Source organism: Nocardioides sp. WJ219, assembly GCF_058559815.1.
The window spans coordinates 340870-363843 of the sequence record NZ_JBZUJV010000002.1 but is presented as its reverse complement, the minus strand read 5'-3'; the positions used below and the strand labels follow the sequence as shown (position 1 = coordinate 363843).

Here is a 22974-nt window from a genome sequence, read left to right as displayed (position 1 = left end):
GCGGTCACCGCTACTCGACCACGGCGAGCAACGGCCGCACGGCCTTGCGGGCGTGGTGGATGCGCGCCTTGACGGTGCCGAGCGGCAGGTCGAGCACGCGGGCGATCTCGGCGTAGTCGAGCTGCTGCACGTCGCGCAGCACCAGCGGCTCGACGTACTCGGGGTGCTCGCGCCCGACCACCTCGAGCGCCTCGAGCAGGTCGAGGCGACTGCCGGCGATGACGCTGGTGGTGCGCGGGTCGACGTGCAGCGGCATCTGGTCGGTGGACTGCTCGGCCGAGCGCCGCTTGAGGGAGCGGTACGTCGACCGGGCGCTGTTGGAGGCCACCACGTGCACCCACGTGGTGAACCGGCTGCGCCCCTGGAACTGTCCGATCCTGGTCGCGACCAGCAGCAGCGCGTCCTGGGCCGCCTCCTCGGCGTCCTGGGGGTGCAGGAGCATGGAGCCGCAGATGCGCTGGACCCGGGGGGCGACGACCGCGAGGACCCGCTCGAGGGCGTCGCGGTCGCCCGCCGCTGCGGTGAGCGCCAGCGCGTCGAGCGCGTCGGCCCCCTCGGCGGTGTCGGCGGCTTCGGTCACGGGGCTCACGGGTGCTCCAGCGGTGGTCTCGGCGGGGAGGGGCTCTGGCACGATAACCGCCGTGTCCCTCCCCGAACGGCTCGGCCGGCTCCACCGGGTCCGCCAGCTCGGGGCGGGCGGATTCGCGACGGTCTGGCTCTACCGCGACGAAGACCTGCGCAGCGACGTCGCCGTCAAGGCGCTCGCCGACAACTGGGCGCAGCGGTTCGACATCCGGGAGCGGTTCCTCGAGGAGGCGCGCATCCTGCGCGCGGCCGACTCCGACCACCTGGTGCGCGTGCACGACCTCGGCGAGACCGACGGCACGCCGTGGTTCGTGATGACCTACGCCGACCGCGGCTCCCTCGACGTCGGCCTCACCGGCGAGCCGTGGGCGCCGCGGCACGTCGTGCCGCTGGTGGAGCAGGCCGCCCGGGGCCTCGCCGTCCTGCACGAGCGCGGCATCGTGCACCGTGACGTCAAGCCGCAGAACCTCCTGCTGCGCAGCGACGGGGCGCCGGTCGCCGACGCGCCGCCGACCCCGGCCGTGCTCGCGGCCTGCCGGCTGATGGTCGCCGACCTCGGGGTCGCCAAGGCGATGCTGCACGCCAGCGGGCTCACCCAGGTCGTCGGCACCCCTGCCTACATGGCACCCGAGCAGGTCACCGGCGAGGGGCTCGACACCCGCGCCGACGTGCACGCGCTCGCCGCCGTCGCCTACCACCTGCTCACCGGGCGGCTGCTGCGTGACGGCGGCTTCGCCGAGCTGGTCGGCGGCCGCCCGCCGGTGCCGCCGTCGGCGCTCGTCGAGGTGCCCCGGGCCGTCGACGACGTGCTGCTGCGCGCCGTCCACCCGCGCCCGGAGGAGCGCTGGCCCGACGTCGGCTCGTTCGCCGACGCGCTGGCCGCCGCCCTGCCCGACGACGCCGTCGCCCGTCCTGTCGCCGCGTCGGCGTCGGCGTCGCCACCCACGGTGGTGCGGACGTCGTCCCCGCCGGTCACTCCCGTCGACCCGGTCGAGCCCGTCCCCGCCACGGACCCACCGGCCGAGCCACCGGCTGAGTCACCGGCTGAGCCGGGACGCACCGGACCGGGCCCGGTCGTCGCGACGCTGCTCGTGCTGCTGGTGCTGCTCTCGACGTTCGGGGCGGCGTACGGCGTGGTCCAGCTCGTCCGGTGACCCCGACCTGGGCCGGGGCAGACCCGCCTCAGTCGGGGGCGCCGACCAGGGAGACCTCGCTGATGGCGGTGAAGTCACGGCCGGCCGGTCCGCGGCCGGGGCGGCTGACCTCGAGGATGCGCAGCTCGACGCTCTCGGTGACCACGTCGACCGGCACCGACTGCACCCGGCGCGAGTCGCCGAGCGTCTGGCTGACGACCGTGCCGTCGGAGAACGTCCACGCGACGGCCAGCACCCGGCGGTTGGCGGTGTAGCCGTCGTAGCCGGGATCGGTCTTGGCGTAGCCGTTGAGCAACCCCACCGACGACAGGCCCACCTTCTCGTCGAGGGTGAGGATGATCGCCTGGCCGGCGGCGTCGCCGGGGGTGCGCCACGTGGTGTCGGGCTTCCCGTCGACCATGTTCGACGCGTCGTAGCGCACGACCTCGCCGTCGACGTCGCGTCCCGGGGGTGCGGTGCTCGGCGCGGTGACCGTCGCCAGCGGTGTGACGTCGGTGGGGTCGCCGCGGGGCGGCTCCGACGACTCCGGCGCGGTCGAGGGTGGGGTCGACGGCGCCGTGGAGGGCGGTGCGGAGCCGGGTGACCCGGCGTCGCCGGTCGGCCGGTCGGTCGCGGCGGAGCGGTCGCCGCCGCCGTCGTCCCCGTCGAGCAGCAGGAAGACGCCGGTGGCGGCGACCAGCACCAGCACCACGGCAGCGAGCAGCCACGGCAGCACCCGGCGCCGCCCGCCGCCCGCGGGGCCACCGGCGTCGGCCACGGCGGGCGTGGACCAGGTGTCGGGCCTGGCGGGCCCGGCGGGCGCCGGCTCGTCGGCGTACATGGGGTAGCGCGCCCGCGGCGGGGTCTGGTAGGCCGGTGGCGGGGCCGCGGGACCCCACGGCGACTCCACGGTCGCGGCGCCGACGGTCGGTGGGGCCAGGGAGCCGGGCGGGCCCGGCACCGCCCCGCGCTCGGCGGTGCTGGTGACGGCGTCGTCGTCGCCCCGCGGGTGTCCGCAGCCGACGCAGAAGCGGCCGACGCCCAGGTCGTGGCCGCAGCGGGCGCACTGGTCCATCGGTCGGTTCCTCCTGGCTGGGGTCGGGGACACCCTAACCAGCGCCCCGGACGAGGGTCAGCCGCGACCCATGCGCTCCTGGGAGCCCACGCGGCCGACCAGCTCGGGCAGCCGGCGTACGGCCTGGGCGAGCTCGCGCAGGTCGTTGCCGAGCAGGGCCTGCGGCCCGTCGCAGAGCGCCGTCTCGGGGTCGGGGTGGACGTCGACGATGATCCCGTCGGCACTCACGGCGATCGCCGCGCGCGAGAGCGGGACGATGATGTCCTTGCGCCCGGCAGCGTGGGACGGGTCGACGATGATCGGCAGGTGGCTGGTGGCCTGCACGACCGGCACCGCCGAGATGTCGAGGGTGTTGCGGGTGGCCGGCTCGAACGTGCGGATGCCCCGCTCGCACAGGACGACGTCGAGGTTGCCGCGCTGGGCGATGTACTCCGCCGCCATCAGCCACTCCTCGATCGTCGCGGTCATGCCGCGCTTGAGCAGCACCGGCTTGCCGGCGTCGCCGGCCGCCTGCAGGAGGCCGAAGTTGGCCATGTTGCGGGTGCCGATCTGGAGCATGTCGGCCAGCTCGGCGACCACCGGCACGTCGCGGGCGTCGACGACCTCGGTGACCACGGGCAGCCCGGTGGCCTCGCGCACGTCGGCGAGGATCTCCAGGCCCCGGACACCCAGGCCCTGGAAGGCGTACGGCGACGTGCGCGGCTTGAACGCACCGCCGCGCAGGATCGTGGCGCCGGCCGCCTGTGCCATCTGCGCCGCCTCGAGCGTCTGCTCGGGCGACTCGACCGCGCACGGCCCGGCCATGAAGGTGAACGTGTCCGGCCCGATCGGCACGCGGCGCTCGCCGCGGCCGACCCACACCGTCGAGCGGCCGGAGTGGTGCTGCCGACTGACGAGCTTGTAGGGGTCGGAGATCCGGTGGACGTCGGCGACGCCCCGCAGGGTGCGCAGGTTGAGGTGGTGGAACGACTCGAGGTCGCCGACCAGCCCGATGATGGTGCGGACCACGCCCTTGCTGACGAAGGCCTCCCCGCCGACCGACTCGACCTTCTCGACGACGTGCGCGACGTCCTCGTCGGTGGCGTCCGGCGACATGACGACGACCATGGTGATTCCTCTGTTCCGTGTGGGGCCCCGGTTGCCGGTCCTGGCGCGACGAACGCCCCGGGCCGGTGGCCGGGGCGTCTGGTGGGTGCGGGCGCGTCTAGGACACAGCCTGCACGGGGACTCCCGGCAGGTGTGCGAAGAAATAGGTCGGCGCCACGGAGAGGACTCTAGACCGCCGTCCGGCGGACCGCCGATCCTGGCTCACACCGCGAGATGCTGCACCTCGCCGGGGTCGGGACCCTCGCTCTCCCGGCGCGGCCCGGCCTCGACGACGAGCATCGCCGTCAGCACCATCGCCCCGCCGCCCAGCAGTCTCCAGGTCACCGACTCCCCGCCGAACCCGACGGCGAACGTGGCCGCGAAGACCGGTTCCATGCTCATCACGATCGCCGCCCGCGTCGGCGCGACGTGGGCCTGCGCCCAGGTCTGCGCGACCAGGGCGGCCGCGCCCGCGATCACGGCCATGTAGACCACCGAGACCCAGTCGGCGGTGGTCGCCGGCAGCACGACGCCGTCGGGTGCGGTGGCGACCAGACAGATGACCGCGATCACCAGCAGCTGCAGGATCGAGAGCCCCAGGGCGTCCTCGCTCCTCGCCCACGCGCCCAGCGCCACGATGTGCAGCGCGTAGAGCACCGCTGCGACCAGCGTGATCGCCTCGCCGTAGCCGACCGAGAGCCCGTCGAGGGTCAGCACCCCGAGCCCGGCGGTCGCGAGCACCACCGCGCTCCAGGTGTACGCCGTCAGCCGCGCGCGCAGCAGCAGCGCGGCGAGCAGCGGCGTGGCGACGACGTACAGCCCGGTGACGAAGCCCGACACGCTCGCCGGCGTGTGGGCCAGGCCCGCGGTCTGCAGGATCTGCGCGAGCCCGTAGAGGGCCCCGAGGACGACGGCCTGCCGGCGGGCAGCGGCGGACAGCCGGGCCAGGGCCCGGGGCGCCACGACGACCATCACCACGCCCGCGATGAGGAACCGCACGGCCAGGAAGTCGAGCGTCGGCACCCGGTCGAGGAGGTCCTTGATCAGCACGAACGTCGAGCCCCACACCAGCGCCATCGCCAGCAGCGCGAGCAGCGCCAGCACGGTCGTGCGGCGGGTCGTCGTACCGGACGGCAACGGGGGCTCCTGGGCCTGGGTGTGGGTGTGGACCATCCCGGCGGCGGGGAGACGGGGCCCGGCCCGGGCCCCTCGGGATCAGACGACGAAGAGGGTGATCGTGGCGCCCTTGGGGGCCGAGCCGCCCCAGCCGGGCTCGGCGCGGACGACGTAGCCGAGGCCGAACCCGCCGTCGTCCTCCTCGACCTCGACCTCGAAGCCGGCGTCGCGCATCGCCTCCTCGGCGGCCTCGACGCCGAAGAGGTAGACGTCGGGCACGTCGACCAGCTCGGGGCCCTTGGAGACCACGAAGGAGACGGTCCGGCCGCGGGGCAGCTCGCCGCCAAGGCGCTCGTGGTCGATCACGACGCCCGCGGGGACCTCGTCGTCGAAGACCTCCTCGGCGACCTCGGGGACCAGGCCGCGTCTCTCGAGCGTGGCGGCAGCCTCGTCGTAGTCGTCGCCGACCCAGTCGCCGACCCTGATCGGCTTCGGGCCCATCGAGACCGTGAGGTCGACCGTCGCGCCGGGTTCGAGCTCGGTGCCGGCCTTGGGCTGGCTGGACAGGACGGTGCCCGCGGGCAGCTTCTCGGAGTAGCGCTGGATGCTCTCGCCGAAGTCGAGCTGGCGCTCGAGCAGGGCGTCCTGGGCGGCGTCCTCGTCGAGGCCGCGGACCCCGGGCACCAGCAGCTCGCCGAGCGAGAGGGTGAGGGTGACCTTGTCGCCGTCCAGGACGCGCGCACCCCCGCCGGGCTCGGCCTCGACGACCGAGCCCTGGGGGAGGTCGGGGTCGTAGACGGGGTCGGCGAAGACGACGTCGAGGCCCGCGCCCCGCAGCGACTGCACGGCGTCGGCGCGGGTGTCGCCGACGACGGTGGGAGCGGCGGAGTAGCGCGCCCAGCCGTACCAGAACGCACCGCCGCCGACGCCGAGCGCGAGGACCAGGGCGAGGACGAGCAGGACCACGCCCCGGCGACGTCGTCGCGGCGCCTGCTGGCGAGGGGGCTGCTGCGGCGGCGAGGGCTGGCGTCGCGGCAGGACCGGCGGCACCGGCGGGGACGGCCGGACGTCGACCGCGTGGTCGTCGAAGAGCGGCAGCGCCGTCGTCGGCTCGCGCAGGTCGGCCGGCTCCCACGGCGGCAGCGCACTGGTGCGGCCCGCCAGGAACGGCGAGAGGTCCTGGGTCAGCTCGGGGTCCTCGGGCACGCCGTCGGCCAGCGCCTGGCTGACCCGGTGGACCTGGTGGAGCAGCACCGAGGCGTCGGCCGGCCGGGTGCCGCGGTCGCGGGCGGTGGCGCGGGCGACCAGCGCGTCGACGTACGCCGGCAGGCCCGGCACGCGCTCCGACGGTGGCGGCACGTCGTGGTGCACGTGCTTGTAGGCGACCGCGATCGGGGTCTCGCCCTCGTGCGGCTTCTCGCCGGTGAGCAGCTCGTAGAGCAGCACGCCCACGGCGTAGACGTCGGCACGCTCGTCGGCGCGGCCGTCGACCACCAGCTCGGGGGCGAGGTAGGACACGGTGCCGATGAGCACGCCCTGGGTGGCGGTGTGCTGGGTGTCGGCGCTGATCGCCTTGGCGAGGCCGAAGTCGGCGACCTTGACCCGTCCGTCGTCGGCGATCAGGACGTTCTCGGGCTTGACGTCGCGGTGGATCAGTCCGGCGCGGTGGGCGGCGGCGAGGGCGGAGAGCACGGGCTCGATCAGCGCGAGGGCCCGCGCCGGCGGCATCGGGCTCTCCTTGGTGATGGTGTCGCGCAGGGTGTGGCCGCTGACGAGCTCCATCACCAGGAACACGGTGCCGTCGTCGTCGCCCTGGTCGTGCACGGCCACGACGTTCGGGTGGGAGAGCCGCGCGGCGGCGCGGGCCTCGCGGACGAACCGGTCGGCGAAGTCGCGGTCGCTGTCGGAGTCGGACAGGCCCGCGTGCATGATCTTGACCGCGACCACCCGGTCGAGGCGCTCGTCGAGGGCCTCGTGCACGCTCGCCATGCCGCCGCGGGCGATCCGGGGCCCGATGCGGTAGCGGCCGTCGAGCAGCCGGCCGCGGACGGCGTCCGCAGCGCTCGCGTGACTCGGCACGATCGACCCTCCTGCCCGGTCGGGGAAGGGACCGGAACGGCCCCATGGTACGGGCCCACGGGTCACCGGGCCGCGCCTGCGGGTCCGGCGTGGCGCGTGCAAAACTGCCGTCATGAGCAGCGAGCCCCGCCCCGAGCCCACCCTCGCCGAGGCCGACCTGGCCGCGCTCGTGCCGGACTGGATCGACTGGGCCGAGGCCGCGCGCCGGCTCGAGGTCACCGTCGCCAAGGTCCGCACGATGATCCGCGACCACGAGCTCGCGGCCGCCGTGCCGACGCCGGGCGCGGGCCAGCAGGTGCCGGCCGACCTGATCCAGGACGCGATGCCGGTCAAGGGGCTCCCGGGCCTGCTGACCGTGATGCACGACAACGGCTACGACGACCGCGAGTGCATCGCCTGGCTGTTCCTCGACCAGGACTTCCCCGGCCGGGCCATCGACGCCCTGCGCGAGAACCGCGGCACCGAGGTCAAGCGGCGCGCGCAGGCGCTCGGGTTCTAGCCGGTGGTCACCCGGCTGCCGCCACCCGAGGACGGGTCGCCGCCGCGCACCTCGAGCGCCGTCGCGATCCTGCTCGTGGTGGCGGTGGCCGTCGGCGTCTGGCTGCTCAGCGGCCGCGACCCCGGTACGTCGACCGGCCCGGGCCAGCCGGAGGAGTCGACGTCGGCGACCCGGGAGGTCCTGCCGAACGAGGGGAGCGGGCCGAGTGGACGGAGCGTCGACCCGGTCAGCGGCCTGCCGTTCGTGGCGCTCGCCGACCTGCCTCCCGAGGCGTCGTCCACCGTCGACCTGATCGACGCGGGCGGGCCGTTCCCCTACGCCGAGGACGGCGAGACCTTCGAGAACCGCGAGGGCCTGCTGCCCGACCGCGAGCGCGGCTACTACGCCGAGTACACCGTCGAGACGCCCGGCTCGGACGACCGGGGTGCCCGCCGGATCGTGGGCGGCGACGAGGGCGAGCTCTACTGGACCGCCGACCACTACGGGTCGTTCGAGCGGATCTCGCGGTGAGCGGGCTCGCTGGCCTGCTCGCGGGCCGGACGCCCCCGGGCGCCTACCGCTGGCGGGCGGCCCACGACGTCGCCGACGTGCGGCACACCGTCGAGCTCGCGGGCCGGCCCTTCGCCCACGTCGACGGCGTGCGGGTCGGGTCGGCGGCCGAGATGCACGCGGCGCTGGCCGCGGCGCTCGGCTTCCCCGACTGGTACGGCGCCAACCTCGACGCCCTCGTCGACTGCCTGCGCGACGTGCCCGACGGCACCGTGCTGCTCTGGGACGCCTGGTCGGCCCTGGCCCGGGCCGAGCCGCGGGTCTTCGCGATCGCGGTGGAGGTGCTGGGGGAGCGGGTCAGCGTGCTGCTGCGCGGCGACGGGCCCGAGACGGGGCTGCCGGAGCTGGACTAGGGGTCGTCGCACACGCCTGGGGGAGCTGGTGCGACCGCCTCAGACCACCCGCTGCGTGACGGCGGCGGCGAGCCCCCGCAGCACGGCGGTGGCCTGCGCGTCGAGGCCGGCGGCGTCGAGCGCGGCGACCGCCGTGGACGCGAGGTCGCTGATCATCGCCTCCACCCGGTCCTGGGCGCCGCTGGCGGTGATGACGTCGCGCAACCGGGCGACGTCGGCGTCGCCCAGGGCCGTGCCGAGCGAGCGGTCGAGGAGCGCGGCGTCGGGGCCGGGGGCGGCGTCGAGGGCGTGGGCGACCAGGACGGTGCGCTTGCCCTCGACCAGGTCGTCGCCGGCGGGCTTGCCGGTGGTGGCGGGGTCGCCGTACACGCCGAGGAGGTCGTCGCGCAGCTGGAACGCCTCGCCGAGGGGGAGGCCGAACGCCGTCAGGGCGGCCAGCTCGTCGGGTCCGGCGCCGGCGAGCGCGGCGCCGACGTGGAGGGGGCGCTCGATCGAGTACTTCGCCGACTTGTAGCGCAGCACGGTCATCGCGCCGTCGACGTCGGCGTGGGCGCGGGCCTGGACGGAGATGTCGAGGAACTGCCCGGCGATCACCTCGGTGCGGCACAGGTCGAAGACGTCGAGCGCCGGCCCGACGCGGTCCCAGGCGAGGCCGCAGGTGCGCAGCAGCTCGTCGGACCAGGTGAGGAGCAGGTCGCCGAGCAGGATCGCCCCGGCGGCGCCGTACTGCTCGGCGTCGCCGCGCCACCCCGCGGCGCGGTGCTCGGACTCCAGGGCGCGGTGGGCCGACGGGCGTCCGCGGCGGGTGTCGGAGGCGTCCATCAGGTCGTCGTGGGCGAGCGCGCTCGCGTGCAGCAGCTCCAGGGCGCCGCAGGCCCGCAGCAGCGCGGCGTGGTCGCGGTCGGTGGCCGAGGGCTGCAGCGCGCGGAAGCCCCAGTGGCAGAACGCCGCCCGGAACTTCTTGCCGCCGGCGACGGAGGTACGGGCCTCGGCCACCAGGCGGTCGGCGTCGGGGCCGAGCGGGGCGAGCAGGACGCCCTGGGCGTCGAGGAACGCCGTCAGCGTCGCGTCGAGGTCGGCGCGGAAGCCGACGTCGTCCCAGGTGCCGTCGCCGATGACCACCTTCCGACCCTAGGGCTCTACCCTTCCCGCCATGGCAACGGGTCGCGGACGCAGCATGACCGAGGTCATCGCCGAGGGCGAGCGGTCGATCTCCTTCGAGTTCTTCCCGCCCAAGGACGAGGCCGGCACGGCCCAGCTCTGGAAGGCGATCCAGGACCTCGAGCCCTACGCCCCGACGTTCGTCTCGGTGACCTACGGCGCCGGCGGCGCCACCCGTGACACCACGGTCGAGATCACCGGTCGCATCGCCCGCGAGACCTCGCTGACGCCGGTCGCCCACCTGACCTGCGTGGGCCACACCCGCGCGGAGCTCGAGCGGATCCTGGACACCTACGTCGAGGCCGGCGTCCACCACCTGATGGCGCTGCGCGGCGACCCGCCCGACGGCCCGCGGGCGGAGTGGACGCCCACCGAGGGCGGGCTGACCTACGCCCTCGACCTGGTCGAGCTGGCCCGCTCGCGCGGTGACTTCCGGATCGGGGTGGCGGCGTTCCCCGAGGGCCACCCCAACGCCGAGTCGCGCGACCACGACGCCGACATCCTGGTCGCCAAGGCCCAGGCCGGGGCCGAGTACGCCGTCACCCAGATGTTCTTCCGGGCCGCCGACTACTTCGACCTCGTCGCCCGCGTGCGCGAGCGCGGCGTCGACATCCCGATCCTCCCGGGCATCATGCCGATCCTCAACGTCAACGCCCTCCAGCGCCAGGGCGAGCTGATCGGCACGTCGGTGCCCGACGAGCTGGTCGAGCGGATCTCGCGGCACACCGACCCGGTCGCCATCAGGGCCGAGGGCATCGCCATCTCGGCCGAGCTGTGCGAGGAGCTGCTCGACGGCGGCGCCCCGGGCCTGCACTTCTACACCCTCAACCGGTCGCGGGCCACGCTCGAGATCTTCGACCGGCTCCGCATCACCGCCTGAGCCTGGCGGCTACGGTCGGGGCCATGCTCGCTTCGCGCACGGTCACCACCACCGGTCACGGCGCCGTCGCGGTGCCCCGCGACAGCGCGGTGCTGCGCGTGGCGGCGGTGCACGGCGCCGCCACGCTGTCGGCCGCCCTGTCGGGGGCGGAGTCGGCGCGCGCCGCGGTGGTCGAGGCCGCCCGCAGGCACGTCGAGACCGCCGCCGTCGCGACCGAGGGCCTCAGCACCGGCCCCCGCTACGACCGGCACGGTGAGGAGGGCGGCTTCGAGGCGCGCCACGCGCTGCGCATCCGGTGCGGCGGCATCGACGTCGCCGCCGCGCTGCTGCAGGCCCTGGCCGACGAGGTCGGCGACCGGCTCGCCGTCGACGACGTGCAGCTCACTGCCACCCCGAGCGCCGAGCACCTCGCGGCCGCCCGCGAGGCAGCGTACGCCGACGCCCGCCGGCGCGCCGAGCACCTCGCCGGGCTCGCCGGCTCCACGCTCGGCGCGGTCGTGTCGGTGACCGAGGGGGCGTTCGGCGTCGACCGCCTGCTGGGCGCGCACGTCTTCGACTCCGCCAAGACCGGGGTCGGGTTCGAGGGCGGTGTCGCCGACGTCGCCGCCTCGGTGACCGTCACCTTCGAGCTCGGCTGAGCGTCGCGGCTCAGGCCGGGCCCACCACGCCCGCCACCAGCGCCGCGCCGAGGCCGACGTAGGCCAGGCCCGAGCCGGGCGTCGCGTGCGCCCCGACGGCGTACACGCCGGGCACCGGGGTGGTCGGCCCCAGGCGCTGCCGCACGGTGCCGCGGCCCTGCCACAGGACGCCGTACGGCGACCCGCCCCACGCCTGCACGGTCTGGAGCGGGCTGCGGTCGACGCGGGCCACGACCCGGTCGCGGACGTCGACGCCGGCGCGCGCGAGCACGGTCAGCAGGTCCTCCGACAGCCGGCCGCGGCCGTGCACGGTCCAGGCGCTGTGCCCGGCGGGCGCGGTGCCGCCCGGGCGGAGCACGACCATCGGGTCGCCGTGCAGGACGGTCTCGTGCTCGAGGTCGCTCGGCCCCTCGAGCCCGAGGTGGGTGATCACCGGCGGCATGGCCGGCGTGGTCCGCTCGACGTGCGGCGCGAGCGTCGGCAGCCGGCGCGGGTCGACGGCGCACACCACCACGTCGGCGGCCACCTCGCCCACCTCGGTCACCACCGCCGCCACCCGGCCCTCGCGCACCACGAGGTCGCGGACCGGGGTGTCGAGGACCACCGTGACGCCCCGCGTCGCCAGTCGGGCGGCGAGCAGGTCGCGCAGCCGGTGCAGGCCGCCGGGCAGGGTCCAGGCACCGAAGAGCTGCTCGAGGTACGTCGCCACGCCGGCCCAGGCCGGCACGTTGCGCAGGTCGTGGCCGTCGGCGACGAACAGGTGCCCGGCCACCATCGCAGGACGGTCGTCGCGGAACGCCTTGCGCAGCCGCTTGTGCAGGTGCTCGCGGCTGTCGAGCACTGCGGCCACCTCGCGCGGCAGGGCCGCCGGCGTCCACGGCTCCTCGAAGTAGTGCCGCCGCAGCACGTCCCACACCGCGGCGTACGACGACACGTGGGCGTCCCACGCCGCGCCGAGGCCCGGCCCGAGCTCGTCGAACGCCGTCACCTGGTCGTGCCGCGACCCGGCCGGCAGGCGGACCGCCGTCCGGTCGACGAAGCGGTGCTCGCGCACGACCGACAGCGGCTCCAGCTCCTGCCCCGGCTCGACCCCGAGCTCGGCCTCCAGCGGCCGGCCGCTCTTGCGGAACAGGTCGCGGACGACGGCGGGGACGTGCAGGTAGGTCGGGCCGGCGTCCCAGGTGAACCCGTCGGACTCGACCGTGGTCAGCGCGCCGCCGAGCGAGCCCGACGCCTCGAGCAGGGTGACGTCGTGGCCGAGCTTGGCCAGCCGGGCGGCCGCGGCCAGCCCGCCGTACCCGCCGCCGACCACCACCACCCGCGCCATGCGCGCACCCTACGAGGCTCAGCGGCGGAGGTCGGGCGCGGCCTCGAGCTCGCCGAAGTTGGTGCCGTGCGCCGCATCGAGGTGGGCGAGCAGGGCGACGTTGAGCGGGGCCAGCCGGTCGCCCGGCGCGAGGAGCGCGCACGGCTCGAGCTTGGCGAAGAACCCGACGGGGGTGTCGGCAGCGGCGAGCGTGGTGCCGGTCGGCTCGGCCGAGCGGACCAGCGTGCCGTCCCAGGTGACGTCGTACTCGACCGTCGCGCCGAGCCGGACGCCCTGGCCGACGGCCGACGGCCGACCCGTGCGGTCGGCGTCCATCAGCGGCACCAGCGACTCGAGGTCGGCGACGGTCACGCCGGGGTCGAGCCCGGCCACCAGGTGGTCCTGGAGCAGCGTGAGGAAGTCGCGGTCGACGCGGGCCAGGGTGCTGACGCCGGCCGACATCCGGGTGTTGAGCTCGGTGGGCCGGAAGCCGTCGGCGGTGAGCACGCCGTCGATGCCGAACGCACCCCGGTAGCCGTGCGCGGCCGCCAGGTGGTCGCCCACGCGGCGCGCGACCGCGCGCATCGCCTCGCGATCGGCGGCGGGCGGGTCCCACCACGTCGAGAGCCCGCCGTAGACGAACGTGCGGGTCGCGGGCCGGCGCAGGATGGCCATCTCGACCGGGCGCAGCGCCGCGGTGCCGTCGGGCAGCACGAACCCGTGGATCGAGCACGGCACGCCGTCGAGGAACGGCATCACCCGCACCCGGTCGCAGCGCGGTGCGAAGAACGCGTACGCCGCCGCCCGGTCGCCGTCGTCGACCACCCAGCGCACGAAGTTGCCACCGCCGTTGACGCCGTCGCGGGCGTCGCCGCTCCACACGACGCCGAGGGGGCCCGCCAGGGCGGCACCGGCCCGCTCCAGGGCGGCCGCGTCGACGTCGCAGACGGCGTACGGCGCCCGCTCGACGCCAGCGGCGTCCCACACGGCGTCGGCGAGCACCTTGTCCTCCAGCGCGATCCAGGCGGCCGGGCGTCCACCCGTCACCGGTCGTCCCAGGACCGGCTCGTCGGTGGTCACGAACGGCATGGTCCGCCACCACGCCCGGCGCTCGGGGTCGAAGGCCTCGATCGCCGCGACCACGTGGGGTGGCAGCGTCCGCGTCACCCGGTCGAGCAAGCGGACCTCCTCGGTCATCGACGCGGTGGGCGGCAGCTCCACGTCGACGACGGTGCACGAGCCCGGCTCGGGCACCGGACCGGCGCCGGTGCCCGTGGAGAGCACCAGGACCGGGCAGCCGAGGGCCCGGAACCGCTCGACGAACGGCGCCAGGCCCGCCAGGATCCCGGGCCCGAGCACGACCGGGCGACCGGCGTACAGCTCGCCGAGGCGGGCGGTCACGGCGGCCCGGACGGTGTCGTCGCTCAGGTCCACGGCGGCGCTCCTGCCGCGGCGTCCGTCGTACGACGGGAGCGGTGCGCGCGGAACCGCCGCCAGCCCCGCTTGACGAGCTTGAGCGCGAACCACAGCACCACCAGCCCGATCACCAGCAGCACCGCTGCGATCGCCGCGGCGGCCTCCGGGTGGGTGATCGCGAACGCCACCAGGGCCAGCACCACGACGTCCTCGACGACGCTGGCGGCGATGTTGGTGACCGGCTCGGGGGAGGAGTTGATGGCCAGCCGGCTGCCGGCCTTGACCGCGTGGGAGGCCAGGGCCGTGGTGCCGCCGACCGACGCGTTGATCGCCTGGGTGAGGGAGTCGGCGTCGCCGGCGAGCAGCAGGCCCACGACCGCGCCCGCGGTGGGCCGGATGAACGTGGAGACCGCGTCCCAGGTCGAGTCGATGTAGGGGATCTTGTCGGCGACGAACTCGAAGGAGTAGAGGAAGCCGGCCACGGCGAGCACGTCCCAGCGGCCGAGCACCTCGGGCACGTCGGCGCCACCGAAGCGCTCGGACAGCCCGAGCACGAGCACCACCAGGTAGGCGTTGACGCCGCTGGCCCACCCGCTGGAGAACGACAGCGCGAGCGACTCCACGCCTCCCGCCTACCCGACGTCCACGACGGTGGCACCGGTGAGCCGGGCCAGCTCGTCGTACGTCGTGGAGAAGACCGCCGCCGGGTGCCCCGCAGCCGCCCACAGGACGGGGTGCTGCTCGAGCCACGGGTCGAGGTACGTCGCCACCGGCGCCGGGTGCCCGATCGGCGACACGCCGCCGATCACCTGGCCGGTGTGCGCGCGGACGAAGTCGGGCGTGGCGCGGCGCAGCCGGTCGACGCCGATCGCCGCCGCGGCCTTGGCGGTGTCGACCCGGTGGGCGCCGGAGGTGAGGATCAGCACCGGGTTCCCGCCCGCGTCGAAGAGCAGGCTGTTGGCGATCGCGCCGGGCTCGCAGCCCAGGGCCTGGGCGGCGAGGACCGCGGTGTGCACGGAGTCGGGCAGAATGACGATCTCGCCGGTGCCGCCGAGCCGCGTGTGCTCGGTCCGGAAGCGGGCGATGCTGGGGTGCTCGGAGGGCTCGGTGGGGTCGCCGGTGCTCGACATGGGCCGACCCTAGAGGCTCGGGCGGGCCGAGCACGACGGAGTTGACGACGAGGAGAGGCGGTACGCGCGTGGAGGGCAGGGACCGGCCGGTCGCGGTGACCCGCGTGGTGTGGCTCGTCTGGGCGCTCGTGCTTCTCGGGGCGGTGCTGACGGTCCTCTCCGCGGTCCTCGACGACGAGATCCTGCGCAGCTACGACGCCGTCGGCGCCACCGCCGACAGCGCCCGGTCGGCGCCGTCGTTCACCCCGGTCATCGTGGTCCTCGACGTCGTCGTCACGGCCCTGGTGCTGGTGCTGCTCGCCTTCCTGCTCGGCGGGCACAACTGGGCCCGGCACAGCCTGGGCGTCACCTTCGCCCTGCTGGCGATCTCGGCCGTGGCCGTGCTGCGCACCGGCCCGCCCGTCCCGTTCACCGTGCTCTCGCTCTGCTGGCTGCTCCTCGCCCTGCTGCTCCTGGTCCTGCTCTACCGCCCGGGCATGGCCACCGCCGTCGCCCCCCACCCCCCCGCCTCCGCCCGAGCCGCCGACGCGGAGCCCACGCGCGTCGAGACCGCCACCGACGCCGGCTGAGCAACCGTCCCCGACTGTGGTTGAGGAGGTTGCGCCAGCAACCGTCGCCCACGGTGGTTGAGGAGGTTGCGCCAGCAGCCGTCGCCCACGGTGGTTGAGGAGGTTGCGCTGGCAACCGTCTCGAAACCACCACAGCGGAGGCTTCCTCGCCGGGTCTCGAGACGGTCGTGGCCGACCTCCTCGACCAGCGTGGGTCACCGGGTGCGCCAGGCGTCACCCGGCGGTGGTTGAGGAGGTTGCGCTAGCAACCGTCTCGAAACCACCACAGCGGAAGCAGCCTCGCCCGCCTCGAGGCGGTCGTCGCCGCGCTCCTCGACCGGCGCCGGTCGCCCTCGACCGGGCAGGTCCCTTGGCACTGTCGGTGGTCGGTTGTAGCGTTCTCCTTGTTCGAACACGTGTTCGATCTCCGGCGGGGCCGACCTCGACCCCCGGCCCCGTCGGAACCCCGTTCGGTGAGGAGGCCGGTGTGCGACGTTACGACGATCCCGTGGAGGTCCGGCGCAGTGCGCCGGAGAACGGCCCCGAGCCCGAGCAGTTCCTGTGGCGCGGGCGGCTGTGGAAGGTGCGCGCCGTCCTCGCCCACTGGGTCGAGACCGGCGCCTGGTGGCAGGCCGACGACGCCGAGCGGCCCGTCGACGGCGCGGTGCTGGCGCCGGTGCGCGACCTGCTCGGTGAGCGCGAGCTCTGGCGGGTCCGCGCGGGCCGTGGCGGGCTCGAGGGCGACGGCGTCTTCGACCTCTCCTTCGACAGCGCCGACGGCTCCTGGCAGCTCGTCGGGTGCGAGGACTGAGGTGACCGTGATGATGCTGCCGGCCACCACCCACTCCTACCTCGCCCGCTCCGCCGAGTCGCTGGCCGAGGCCACCGCCGCCACCGAGGTGACCACCCGCTACGCCTGCGCCCACGTCGCCGCCCTGCGCGCGGCTGCCGCGCTGCTGGCTGCCCGGGCCCGGCCCGCGCCCACCCGCCGGCGTCCGCAGAAGAACGCGTGGGTGCTCCTCGCCGAGGTCGCACCCGAGCTCACCGAGTGGGCCACCTTCTTCGCCGGCGGCGCGGCCAAGCGCGCCGCCGCCGAGGCCGGCTCGACCCGGTCGGTCTCCGAGCGCGAGGCCGACGACCTCGTCCGCGACGCCGACCGGTTCCTCGCCGTCGTCGAGCAGTCCCTGGGGCTCGTGCCCCACGCCCCGGTCCGCGAGCAGCTGGTACGCCGCGTGTCCTGACCAACCGCGTGGTGGACTGGTCGCCGTGGCGACCAGCAGCATCGACGCCCTCGTTCCCGACGCCGAGTGGCTGTGGCGGTCGCTCGAGACCTGGTGCGTCGCGGCCTGCTGCGGGCTCGACGCGTTCGACGTCTCCGCCGCCGCGGTGGGCCGCGCCCGCCGCGACCACGACGTGGACGACGAGGCCGCCGCGGCGCTGGCGGCCGAGCTGCGCGCCGGTGCACAGGCGCTCCGTGCGCTGCCCGCCGGCCGCGACGTGACGGCGTCCCGCCTCGGGGAGAGCGGCCCGCCGACGGTGTTCGCCGACGTGCTCGACGAGCTCGCCCGGCACCTCCACCCGGGCTCGCGCGACGACCTCGCCGTGCCCTAGCATCGAACCTGGTCGAACACTTGTTCGATCGATCCGCGCAGGGGTCGAGCCAGCCGGAGGCCCTCGTGACCGACCCGTTCGTCCACCTGCACGTCGCCTCCGGGTTCTCGCTGCAGTACGGCGCCACCCACCCCCGCGACCTGGTGGCGCGCGCCGCCGAGCACGGGATGGACACACTGGCGCTGACCGACCGCGACGGGGTCTACGGCGCCGTCCGGTTCGTGCGGGCGTGCATCGTGGCCGGCGTCCGACCGGTGCTCGGCGTCGACCTCGCCTACCGCACGACGGCGCCCGGACCGGCAGCACGGGGGACCCGCGGCCCGGTGCGGGGCGGCACCCACCGCGACCTGCCGCCCGAGCGCGGCGGCCTCCCGCGGGTGACCGTGCTGGCCACGGGCGACACCCACGGCGGCCGCGCCGGCTGGGCCGCCCTGTGCCGCCTCGTCTCGGCGGTCCACCTCGCCGGTGAGCGCGGCAGCCCGGTGCTCGACCTCGCCGACCCCGCGCTCGTCCACGACGCCGGCGTCGGCGCCCTGCTCGCCGGCGGCGACCTCCTGGTGCTGCTCGGGCCATCCTCCGAGCTCGGCCTGGCCGCCACCCGTCGCCGCGACGACCGGGCGCTGGCCGCCCTGGAGCCGTGGCGGGCGCTCGTGCCCCGCACCCACCTGGTCGTCGAGGTGGTCGACCACCGGCTCCCCGGATCCGGGCGCGCCCGCCAGGACTGGGGCCCCGGCAGCACGCCCCACGCGGCGCGGATGGCCGGCCTGGCGCGCCGGGCCGGGCTCGGCGCCGTCCTCACCAACGCGGTGCGCTACGCCGAGCGCCGCGACGCCGTCACGGTCGACGTCCTCGACGCCGCCCGCCGCCTGGTCGCGCTCGACCTGCGGCACGTCGAGCGCCGCAACGCCGAGGGCTACCTCAAGTCGGGCAAGGAGATGGACGCCGTCGCCGACGAGGTCGCCCGCGCGGCCGGCCTCGGTGAGCGGGGCGCCCACGACCTGCTCGCCCGCACCCGGTCCGTCGCCGACCGCTGCGTGCTCGACCCCTGGACCGACCTCGGCCTCGACGAGGTGCACTTCCCCGACCTCGCGCCCTCCGGCCACGCCGGACGCCGTCCCGACGACGTCCTGCGCCGGCGCTGCGAGTCGGCGATCGGCGACCGCTACGGCGACGCCCCGCGCCAACGCATCTGGAAGCGCCTCGACGACGAGCTCGAGGTGATCCGCGGCCTGGGCTACGCGTCCTACTTCCTCACGGTGGCCGACGTGACCGACGTGGTGCGCGGCATGGGCGTGCGCTGCGCGGCCCGCGGCTCCGGAGCCGGGAGCCTTGTCAACCACCTGCTCGGCGTCTCGGGTGTCGACCCGATCCGCCACGGGCTGCTGATGGAGCGGTTCCTCTCGCCGCTGCGCCGGGCGCTGCCCGACATCGACCTCGACGTCGAGTCCGAGCGTCGGCTGGAGGTCTACGAGGCGATCCTCGACCGCTACAGCGGCGAGCGCTGCGTGACCGTCTCGATGATGGAGACCTACCGCGTGCGCCACGCGGTGCGCGACGTCGGCGGCGCCCTCGGATTGCCGCCGGGCGAGATCGACGCGATCGCCAAGGCGTTCCCGCACGTCCGGGCCCGCGACGCCCGCGCCGCGCTGCGCGACCTGCCCGAGGTGCGCTCGGCCGGGCTCGGCCACCTGGCCGGCGAGCACGGCCTCGACCTCTTCCTCGACCTCGTCGAGCGCCTCGACGGGCTGCCCCGCCACGTCGCGATGCACCCGTGCGGCGTCCTGCTCTCCGACCGGACGCTGCTCGACCGCACGCCGGTCGAGGCCAGCTTCGCCGGCTTCCCGATGAGCCAGTTCGACAAGGACGACGTCGAGCACCTCGGCCTGCTCAAGCTCGACGTGCTGGGCATCCGGATGCAGTCGGCGATGGCCCACGCCGTCGCCGAGGTACGCCGCACCGACGGCGTCGACCTCGACCTCGACGACCAGGCGCAGGTCCCGCACGACGACCCGGCGACGTACACGCTGATCAGCAGCGCGCACACCCTCGGCGTCTTCCAGATCGAGTCACCCGGCCAGCGCGAGCTCATCGGCAAGTCCGGCATCGACGACTTCGGCGAGATCATCACCGACATCTCGCTGTTCCGGCCCGGGCCGGTGCAGAGCGACATGATCACGCCCTACCTCGACGTCAAGCACGGCTGGGCGCCGGCGCGCTACCTGCACGACGACCTGCGGCCGGTGCTCGAGCAGACCCGCGGGGTCGTGGTCTTCCACGAGCAGGTCATCGAGATCGTCTCGATCCTCACCGGCTGCTCGCTGGCCGAGGGCGACGTACGCCGGCGCGCCCTGGGCGACCGCGACGGGGTCGCCGAGACCCGGGCGTGGTTCGTCCCTCGCGCGCTCGGCCGCGGCTACGCCCGGGCCACCGTCGAGCGGGTCTGGGAGGTGGTGGCGGCGTTCGCGGCGTTCGGGTTCTGCAAGGCGCACGCCGCGGCGTTCGCGCTGCCGACCTACCAGTCGGCGTGGCTCAAGACGCACTGGCCTGCGCACTACCTGGCCGGCGTCCTCACCCACGACCCCGGCATGTACCCCAAGCGGCTGATCCTCGACGACGTGCGCCGCCTCGGCATCGAGGTGCGCGGCCTCGACGTCGACCGCTCCGGGCGCACGTTCACCGTCGAGCGCCTCGACACCGACGCCGACACCGACGCCGACATCGCAGTCGAGGGCCGGTACGCCGTCCGCGTGGCGCTGGCCGAGGTCAAGGGCATCACGGCTGCCGAGGTCGAGCGCGTCGTCGCCGCGCGGCCCTACGCCTCGCTGACCGACTTCTGGCAGCGGGCCCGGGTCTCGCGGCCCACGGTCGAGCGGCTGGTCCTCACCGGCGCGTTCGACCGCGTCTACGGCCTCGACACCCGCGGTGGGCTGTCGCCGCGCGGCCGGGTCACCCGGCGCGACCTGCTGCTGCAGGTCGCCGAGCTCGACCACTTCGGGCGCGCCGTCGAGCGCGCCGGCCGGGGGAGGGGCCTGGCCGGACGTCGCGTGGCGCGCCCGGCGGTCGAGCGCGCGGACGACTCCGCGGCGCGCAACAGCACCGACCCCGCCGCCCGCGCGGCCACCGCCGACCCCGAGCGGCACCCGCTGCGCGCCGCCGGCGTGTGGGCCAGGGCGTCGGCCCAGGGCCGGGCCACCGCGCCGCCGACGCCGGTCGAGTCGGTGCAGCTGACGCTCGACCTCGGCGACGCGCCCCGGGAGGGCCGGGTCTCCGGGCTGCCCGAGCTGACGCCGGCCGAGTCGACGGCCGCCGAGCTCGAGATCCTCGGGCTCGACGTCACCCGGCACGTCCTCGACGGCTACGCCGCGCTCCTCGACGCGCTCGAGGTGACCCGCAGCCGCGACCTGCTCCGGCGGCGCAGCGGCGCCGAGCTGCTGGTCGCCGGCGTCAAGGTCGCGACCCAGACGCCGCCGGTCCGCTCCGGGCGCCGCGTCGTGTTCCTCACCCTCGACGACGCCACCGGTCCGGTCGATGCGACGTTCTTCGACGACGCCCAGGGCGCCTACGCCGCCACCGTGTTCGGCGCCTGGATGCTCGTCGTGCGCGGGGTGCTGCGGCGTACCGGCCACCGCGGCGTGTCGGTCCGGGCCACCGGCGCCTGGGAGCTGTCCGACCTGCACGCCCGGTGGCAGCAGCACGGCACCCAGCACGTGCTCGACCTCCTCGCCGCGCCTCCACTGCCCGGCCGGCCCGTGCCGCCCGCGCCCGCCCGGTCGCTGTGGCACCGCAGCCCGGGGAGTCCGGGATGACGGGCCTGCCTGCCCTAGGGTTCGGACCATGTCCGCGAGCGAACGCCGTGCCGCCCCCCGCACCGCGGTGGTGTGGGACGTGCTCGACCCGGTCCTGGCCACCGGCCCCCTCGACGTCGTCGACATCGGCGGCGGCACCGGAGGGTCCGCCGTCCGCGCCGCAGGCCTCGGTCACCGGGTCACCGTGGTCGACCCCAGCCCCGACGCCCTCGCCTCCCTCGACCGGCGCGCCCGCGAGCAGGGGGTCGACGTGGTCGGCCGCCAGGGCGACCTGTCCGACCTGCCGGCCCTCGTGGGTCCCGCCAGCGCCGACGTCGTGCTGTGCCACGGCGTCCTGGAGGTCGTCGCCGACCCCGCCGCGGCGCTCGCCGCGATCCGCGAGGTGCTCCGCCCCGGCGGCCACCTGTCGCTGCTGGTCGCGCAGCGGCACGCCGCGGTCGTGGCCCGCGCGATGGCCGGCCACTTCGCCCAGGCCGCCGCGCTCCTCGACGGCACCGAGCCGCCGGTCGCCGGCAGCCGCACCGGGCGCCGCTACACCGGCGCCGAGGCCACCGGGCTCCTGGTCGACGCCGGCTTCTCCGTCGTCTCGACCCATGGCGTCCGCGTGTTCGTCGACCTGGTGCCGGGCTCGCTGCTCGACCTCGAGCCCGGCGCCGGCGCTGCCCTCGTCGAGCTCGAGCGCGCGGTCGCCGAGCGCCCGGAGTACCTCCCGCTCGCGACCCAGGTGCACCTGCTCGCCACCTAGGGCACGTCGGGGTGCGCCGTGACGCCCACCCCGATCCTGCACGTCGACATGGACGCGTTCTACGCCTCGGTGCTGCTGCGCGACCGGCCCGAGCTGCACGACCGGCCCGTCATCGTCGGCGGCGGCCACCGCGGCGTGGTGCTCGCGGCCAACTACCCCGCCCGCGAGTACGGCGTCCGCTCGGCCATGACCGGCACCCGCGCCCGGCGGCTGTGCCCGCACGCCGTGGTGCTGCAGCCCGACTACGACCTGTTCACCACCGTCTCGCGGTCGGTGATGGCGCTGTTCCGGCGCGTCACGCCGCTGGTCGAGTCGGTCTCGCTCGACGAGGCGTTCCTCGACGTGCGGGGGGCCGCGCGCGGGTGGGGCGGTCCCGCCGAGATCGGCGAGCGGCTGCGGGCGGCCGTGCACGACGAGCAGCGCATCACCTGCTCGGTCGGGGTCTCGGTGTCGATCTCGGTGGCCAAGCTGGCCAGCCGCCGCGCCAAGCCCGACGGCCTGCTGGTCGTCCCGCCCGAGGAGGTCACCACGTTCCTGCACCCCCTCGACGTCGGCGAGCTCTACGGCGTCGGCGAGAAGACCCGGGCGATGCTGCACCGCCTCGGGCTCGTGACCGTCGGCGACGTCGCGCACACCCCCGTGCCCACCCTGAGGCGGGCGGTCGGCAGCCACCTGGGCGCCCACCTGCACCACCTCGCCTGGGGCACCGACACCCGGGAGGTCAGCCCCGGACGCGCGGGGGTCTTCGGGCACGGCGACGGCGAGCCCGACCGCTCCATGGGCGCCCAGGAGACCTTCGGCCGCGACACCGACGACCGCGAGGTCGTCCTGCGCGAGGTCCTGAAGCTGACCGCCAAGGTCGCCGCCCGCCTGCGCACGGGCGAGGTCGCCGGGCGCACCGTGACCCTCACGGTCCGGTTCGCCGACTTCACCACGATCACCCGCAGCCGCACCCTGCCCGAGGCCACCGACGTCACCCAGGAGGTGTACGCCGCCGCCGTCGGCCTCTACGACGCCCTCGGGCTGCAGCGCGCCCGCATCCGGCTCGTCGGCGTCCGCGTCGAGGGACTGGTCCCGCGCGCGGGGGTGCAGCGCCAGGGCGTGCTGGGCGAGCGCGACCACGGCTGGTCCGACGCCGACCGCGCCGTCGACCGGGCGACCCGCCGTTTCGGGAAGGCCGCCGTGCGTCCGGCGTCCCTGCTCGACCGATGAGCCCCTGGGGAATTTTCCGATCCCGCCTACCATGACGGGGACGGGC

23 protein-coding genes are annotated in these 22974 nt (G+C 75.5%); 13 read left to right on the top strand and 10 right to left on the bottom strand.

The features are described from left to right. Positions 1 to 10: 10 nt before the first annotated feature. Entirely contained in the window at positions 11 to 589 is a 579-nt protein-coding gene (locus AC4MBH_RS05785; RefSeq protein ID WP_491793396.1) for an RNA polymerase sigma factor, read from the bottom strand. 52 nt (positions 590 to 641) lie between these two features. Between AC4MBH_RS05785 and AC4MBH_RS05780 the strand changes: the two genes are divergently transcribed. Then, positions 642 to 1739: a serine/threonine-protein kinase gene (locus AC4MBH_RS05780; RefSeq protein WP_491793395.1), complete on the top strand. Its 1098-nt coding sequence runs from the start codon at positions 642 to 644 to the stop codon at positions 1737 to 1739. Positions 1740 to 1767: 28 nt separating this feature from the next. Here AC4MBH_RS05780 and AC4MBH_RS05775 read toward each other — a convergent pair whose 3' ends face one another. The 4 genes from AC4MBH_RS05775 to pknB form a co-directional block, all read right to left on the bottom strand. Beyond that, positions 1768 to 2793: an NADase-type glycan-binding domain-containing protein gene (locus AC4MBH_RS05775; protein ID WP_491793394.1), complete on the bottom strand. Its 1026-nt coding sequence runs from the start codon at positions 2791 to 2793 to the stop codon at positions 1768 to 1770. Positions 2794 to 2850: 57 nt separating this feature from the next. Beyond that, a complete protein-coding gene (aroF, locus tag AC4MBH_RS05770; protein WP_491793393.1) occupies positions 2851 to 3900 on the bottom strand; it encodes a 3-deoxy-7-phosphoheptulonate synthase in 1050 nt (349 codons plus the stop codon). Positions 3901 to 4101: 201 nt separating this feature from the next. Continuing rightward, positions 4102 to 5052 (bottom strand): DMT family transporter, encoded by a 951-nt coding sequence (locus AC4MBH_RS05765; protein WP_491793392.1) that lies wholly within the window; start codon positions 5050 to 5052, stop codon positions 4102 to 4104. 42 nt (positions 5053 to 5094) lie between these two features. Continuing rightward, entirely contained in the window at positions 5095 to 7074 is a 1980-nt protein-coding gene (pknB, locus tag AC4MBH_RS05760; RefSeq protein ID WP_491793391.1) for a Stk1 family PASTA domain-containing Ser/Thr kinase, read from the bottom strand. Between the two features lie 112 nt (positions 7075 to 7186). Between pknB and AC4MBH_RS05755 the strand changes: the two genes are divergently transcribed. From AC4MBH_RS05755 to AC4MBH_RS05745, 3 genes are read left to right on the top strand one after another with little or no spacing between them, the layout of a single operon-like run. Continuing rightward, the gene (locus AC4MBH_RS05755; RefSeq protein ID WP_491793390.1) at positions 7187 to 7573 is read left to right on the top strand and encodes an Rv2175c family DNA-binding protein; all 387 of its coding nucleotides are present in this window, start codon (positions 7187 to 7189) and stop codon (positions 7571 to 7573) included. Positions 7574 to 7576: 3 nt separating this feature from the next. Then, entirely contained in the window at positions 7577 to 8083 is a 507-nt protein-coding gene (locus tag AC4MBH_RS05750; protein ID WP_491793389.1) for a guanyl-specific ribonuclease, read from the top strand. Further along, positions 8080 to 8475: a barstar family protein gene (locus AC4MBH_RS05745; RefSeq protein ID WP_491793388.1), complete on the top strand. Its 396-nt coding sequence runs from the start codon at positions 8080 to 8082 to the stop codon at positions 8473 to 8475. The genes AC4MBH_RS05750 and AC4MBH_RS05745 overlap by 4 nt, the downstream gene beginning before the upstream one ends. Positions 8476 to 8514: 39 nt before the next feature. Here the strand turns inward: AC4MBH_RS05745 and AC4MBH_RS05740 are convergent, their stop codons facing one another. Next, a complete protein-coding gene (locus AC4MBH_RS05740) occupies positions 8515 to 9597 on the bottom strand; it encodes a polyprenyl synthetase family protein (protein ID WP_491793387.1) in 1083 nt (360 codons plus the stop codon). A gap of 31 nt (positions 9598 to 9628) precedes the next feature. Between AC4MBH_RS05740 and metF the strand changes: the two genes are divergently transcribed. Both metF and AC4MBH_RS05730 read left to right on the top strand, forming a co-directional pair. Further along, a complete protein-coding gene (metF, locus tag AC4MBH_RS05735; protein ID WP_491793386.1) occupies positions 9629 to 10516 on the top strand; it encodes a methylenetetrahydrofolate reductase [NAD(P)H] in 888 nt (295 codons plus the stop codon). Between the two features lie 23 nt (positions 10517 to 10539). Further along, a complete protein-coding gene (locus AC4MBH_RS05730) occupies positions 10540 to 11154 on the top strand; it encodes an SIMPL domain-containing protein (protein ID WP_491793385.1) in 615 nt (204 codons plus the stop codon). Between the two features lie 10 nt (positions 11155 to 11164). On the opposite strand, the gene AC4MBH_RS05725 is transcribed toward AC4MBH_RS05730, so the two are convergent. From AC4MBH_RS05725 to AC4MBH_RS05710, 4 genes are read right to left on the bottom strand one after another with little or no spacing between them, the layout of a single operon-like run. Continuing rightward, a complete protein-coding gene (locus AC4MBH_RS05725; RefSeq protein ID WP_491793384.1) occupies positions 11165 to 12481 on the bottom strand; it encodes a phytoene desaturase family protein in 1317 nt (438 codons plus the stop codon). Between the two features lie 18 nt (positions 12482 to 12499). Next, a complete protein-coding gene (locus tag AC4MBH_RS05720; RefSeq protein WP_491793383.1) occupies positions 12500 to 13894 on the bottom strand; it encodes a hypothetical protein in 1395 nt (464 codons plus the stop codon). Further along, positions 13885 to 14499, bottom strand: a complete 615-nt coding sequence (locus AC4MBH_RS05715; protein WP_491793382.1) for a DUF4126 domain-containing protein — start codon at positions 14497 to 14499, stop codon at positions 13885 to 13887. Before AC4MBH_RS05715 ends, AC4MBH_RS05720 begins: the two co-directional genes overlap by 10 nt. 9 nt (positions 14500 to 14508) lie before the next feature. Continuing rightward, complete coding sequence (locus tag AC4MBH_RS05710; RefSeq protein WP_491793381.1) at positions 14509 to 15006, bottom strand: YbaK/EbsC family protein; 498 nt, start codon at positions 15004 to 15006, stop codon at positions 14509 to 14511. Between the two features lie 68 nt (positions 15007 to 15074). On the opposite strand from AC4MBH_RS05710, the gene AC4MBH_RS05705 reads away from it, so the two are divergent. The 7 genes from AC4MBH_RS05705 to dinB all read left to right on the top strand — a co-directional run bounded on the left by AC4MBH_RS05705 (position 15075) and on the right by dinB (position 22928). After that, on the top strand, positions 15075 to 15575 hold the full coding sequence (locus tag AC4MBH_RS05705) for a hypothetical protein (RefSeq protein WP_491793380.1): 501 nt from the start codon (positions 15075 to 15077) through the stop codon (positions 15573 to 15575). Positions 15576 to 16041: 466 nt separating this feature from the next. Beyond that, a complete protein-coding gene (locus AC4MBH_RS05700) occupies positions 16042 to 16365 on the top strand; it encodes a DUF6504 family protein (RefSeq protein WP_491793379.1) in 324 nt (107 codons plus the stop codon). A 10-nt stretch (positions 16366 to 16375) separates the two neighbouring features. Continuing rightward, positions 16376 to 16795, top strand: coding sequence for an SAV_6107 family HEPN domain-containing protein (locus AC4MBH_RS05695; protein ID WP_491794125.1), 420 nt, complete (start codon positions 16376 to 16378; stop codon positions 16793 to 16795). Positions 16796 to 16820: 25 nt separating this feature from the next. Then, positions 16821 to 17165 carry a DUF6331 family protein gene (locus AC4MBH_RS05690; protein WP_491793378.1) on the top strand — a complete coding sequence of 115 codons (345 nt, stop codon included), beginning with the start codon at positions 16821 to 16823 and terminating at the stop codon, positions 17163 to 17165. Positions 17166 to 17230: 65 nt separating this feature from the next. Next, complete coding sequence (locus AC4MBH_RS05685; RefSeq protein ID WP_491793377.1) at positions 17231 to 20971, top strand: DNA polymerase III subunit alpha; 3741 nt, start codon at positions 17231 to 17233, stop codon at positions 20969 to 20971. 28 nt (positions 20972 to 20999) lie between these two features. Beyond that, on the top strand, positions 21000 to 21716 hold the full coding sequence (locus tag AC4MBH_RS05680) for a class I SAM-dependent methyltransferase (protein ID WP_491793376.1): 717 nt from the start codon (positions 21000 to 21002) through the stop codon (positions 21714 to 21716). A gap of 18 nt (positions 21717 to 21734) precedes the next feature. Continuing rightward, on the top strand, positions 21735 to 22928 hold the full coding sequence (gene dinB / locus AC4MBH_RS05675; protein WP_491793375.1) for a DNA polymerase IV: 1194 nt from the start codon (positions 21735 to 21737) through the stop codon (positions 22926 to 22928). Positions 22929 to 22974 lie beyond the last annotated feature (46 nt).

What these genes read in the sequence shown, in the direction of transcription:
- AC4MBH_RS05775 (WP_491793394.1), bottom strand. Translation starts at nt 2,793, where the DNA reads ATGGACCAGTGCGCCCGCTGCGGCCACGACCTGGGCGTCGGCCGCTTC.
- aroF (WP_491793393.1), bottom strand. Translation starts at nt 3,900, where the DNA reads ATGGTCGTCGTCATGTCGCCGGACGCCACCGACGAGGACGTCGCGCAC.
- AC4MBH_RS05765 (WP_491793392.1), bottom strand. Translation starts at nt 5,052, where the DNA reads ATGGTCCACACCCACACCCAGGCCCAGGAGCCCCCGTTGCCGTCCGGT.
- AC4MBH_RS05755 (WP_491793390.1), top strand. Translation starts at nt 7,187, where the DNA reads ATGAGCAGCGAGCCCCGCCCCGAGCCCACCCTCGCCGAGGCCGACCTG.
- metF (WP_491793386.1), top strand. Translation starts at nt 9,629, where the DNA reads ATGGCAACGGGTCGCGGACGCAGCATGACCGAGGTCATCGCCGAGGGC.
- AC4MBH_RS05730 (WP_491793385.1), top strand. Translation starts at nt 10,540, where the DNA reads ATGCTCGCTTCGCGCACGGTCACCACCACCGGTCACGGCGCCGTCGCG.
- AC4MBH_RS05725 (WP_491793384.1), bottom strand. Translation starts at nt 12,481, where the DNA reads ATGGCGCGGGTGGTGGTGGTCGGCGGCGGGTACGGCGGGCTGGCCGCG.
- AC4MBH_RS05710 (WP_491793381.1), bottom strand. Translation starts at nt 15,006, where the DNA reads ATGTCGAGCACCGGCGACCCCACCGAGCCCTCCGAGCACCCCAGCATC.
- AC4MBH_RS05695 (WP_491794125.1), top strand. Translation starts at nt 16,376, where the DNA reads ATGATGCTGCCGGCCACCACCCACTCCTACCTCGCCCGCTCCGCCGAG.
- AC4MBH_RS05680 (WP_491793376.1), top strand. Translation starts at nt 21,000, where the DNA reads ATGTCCGCGAGCGAACGCCGTGCCGCCCCCCGCACCGCGGTGGTGTGG.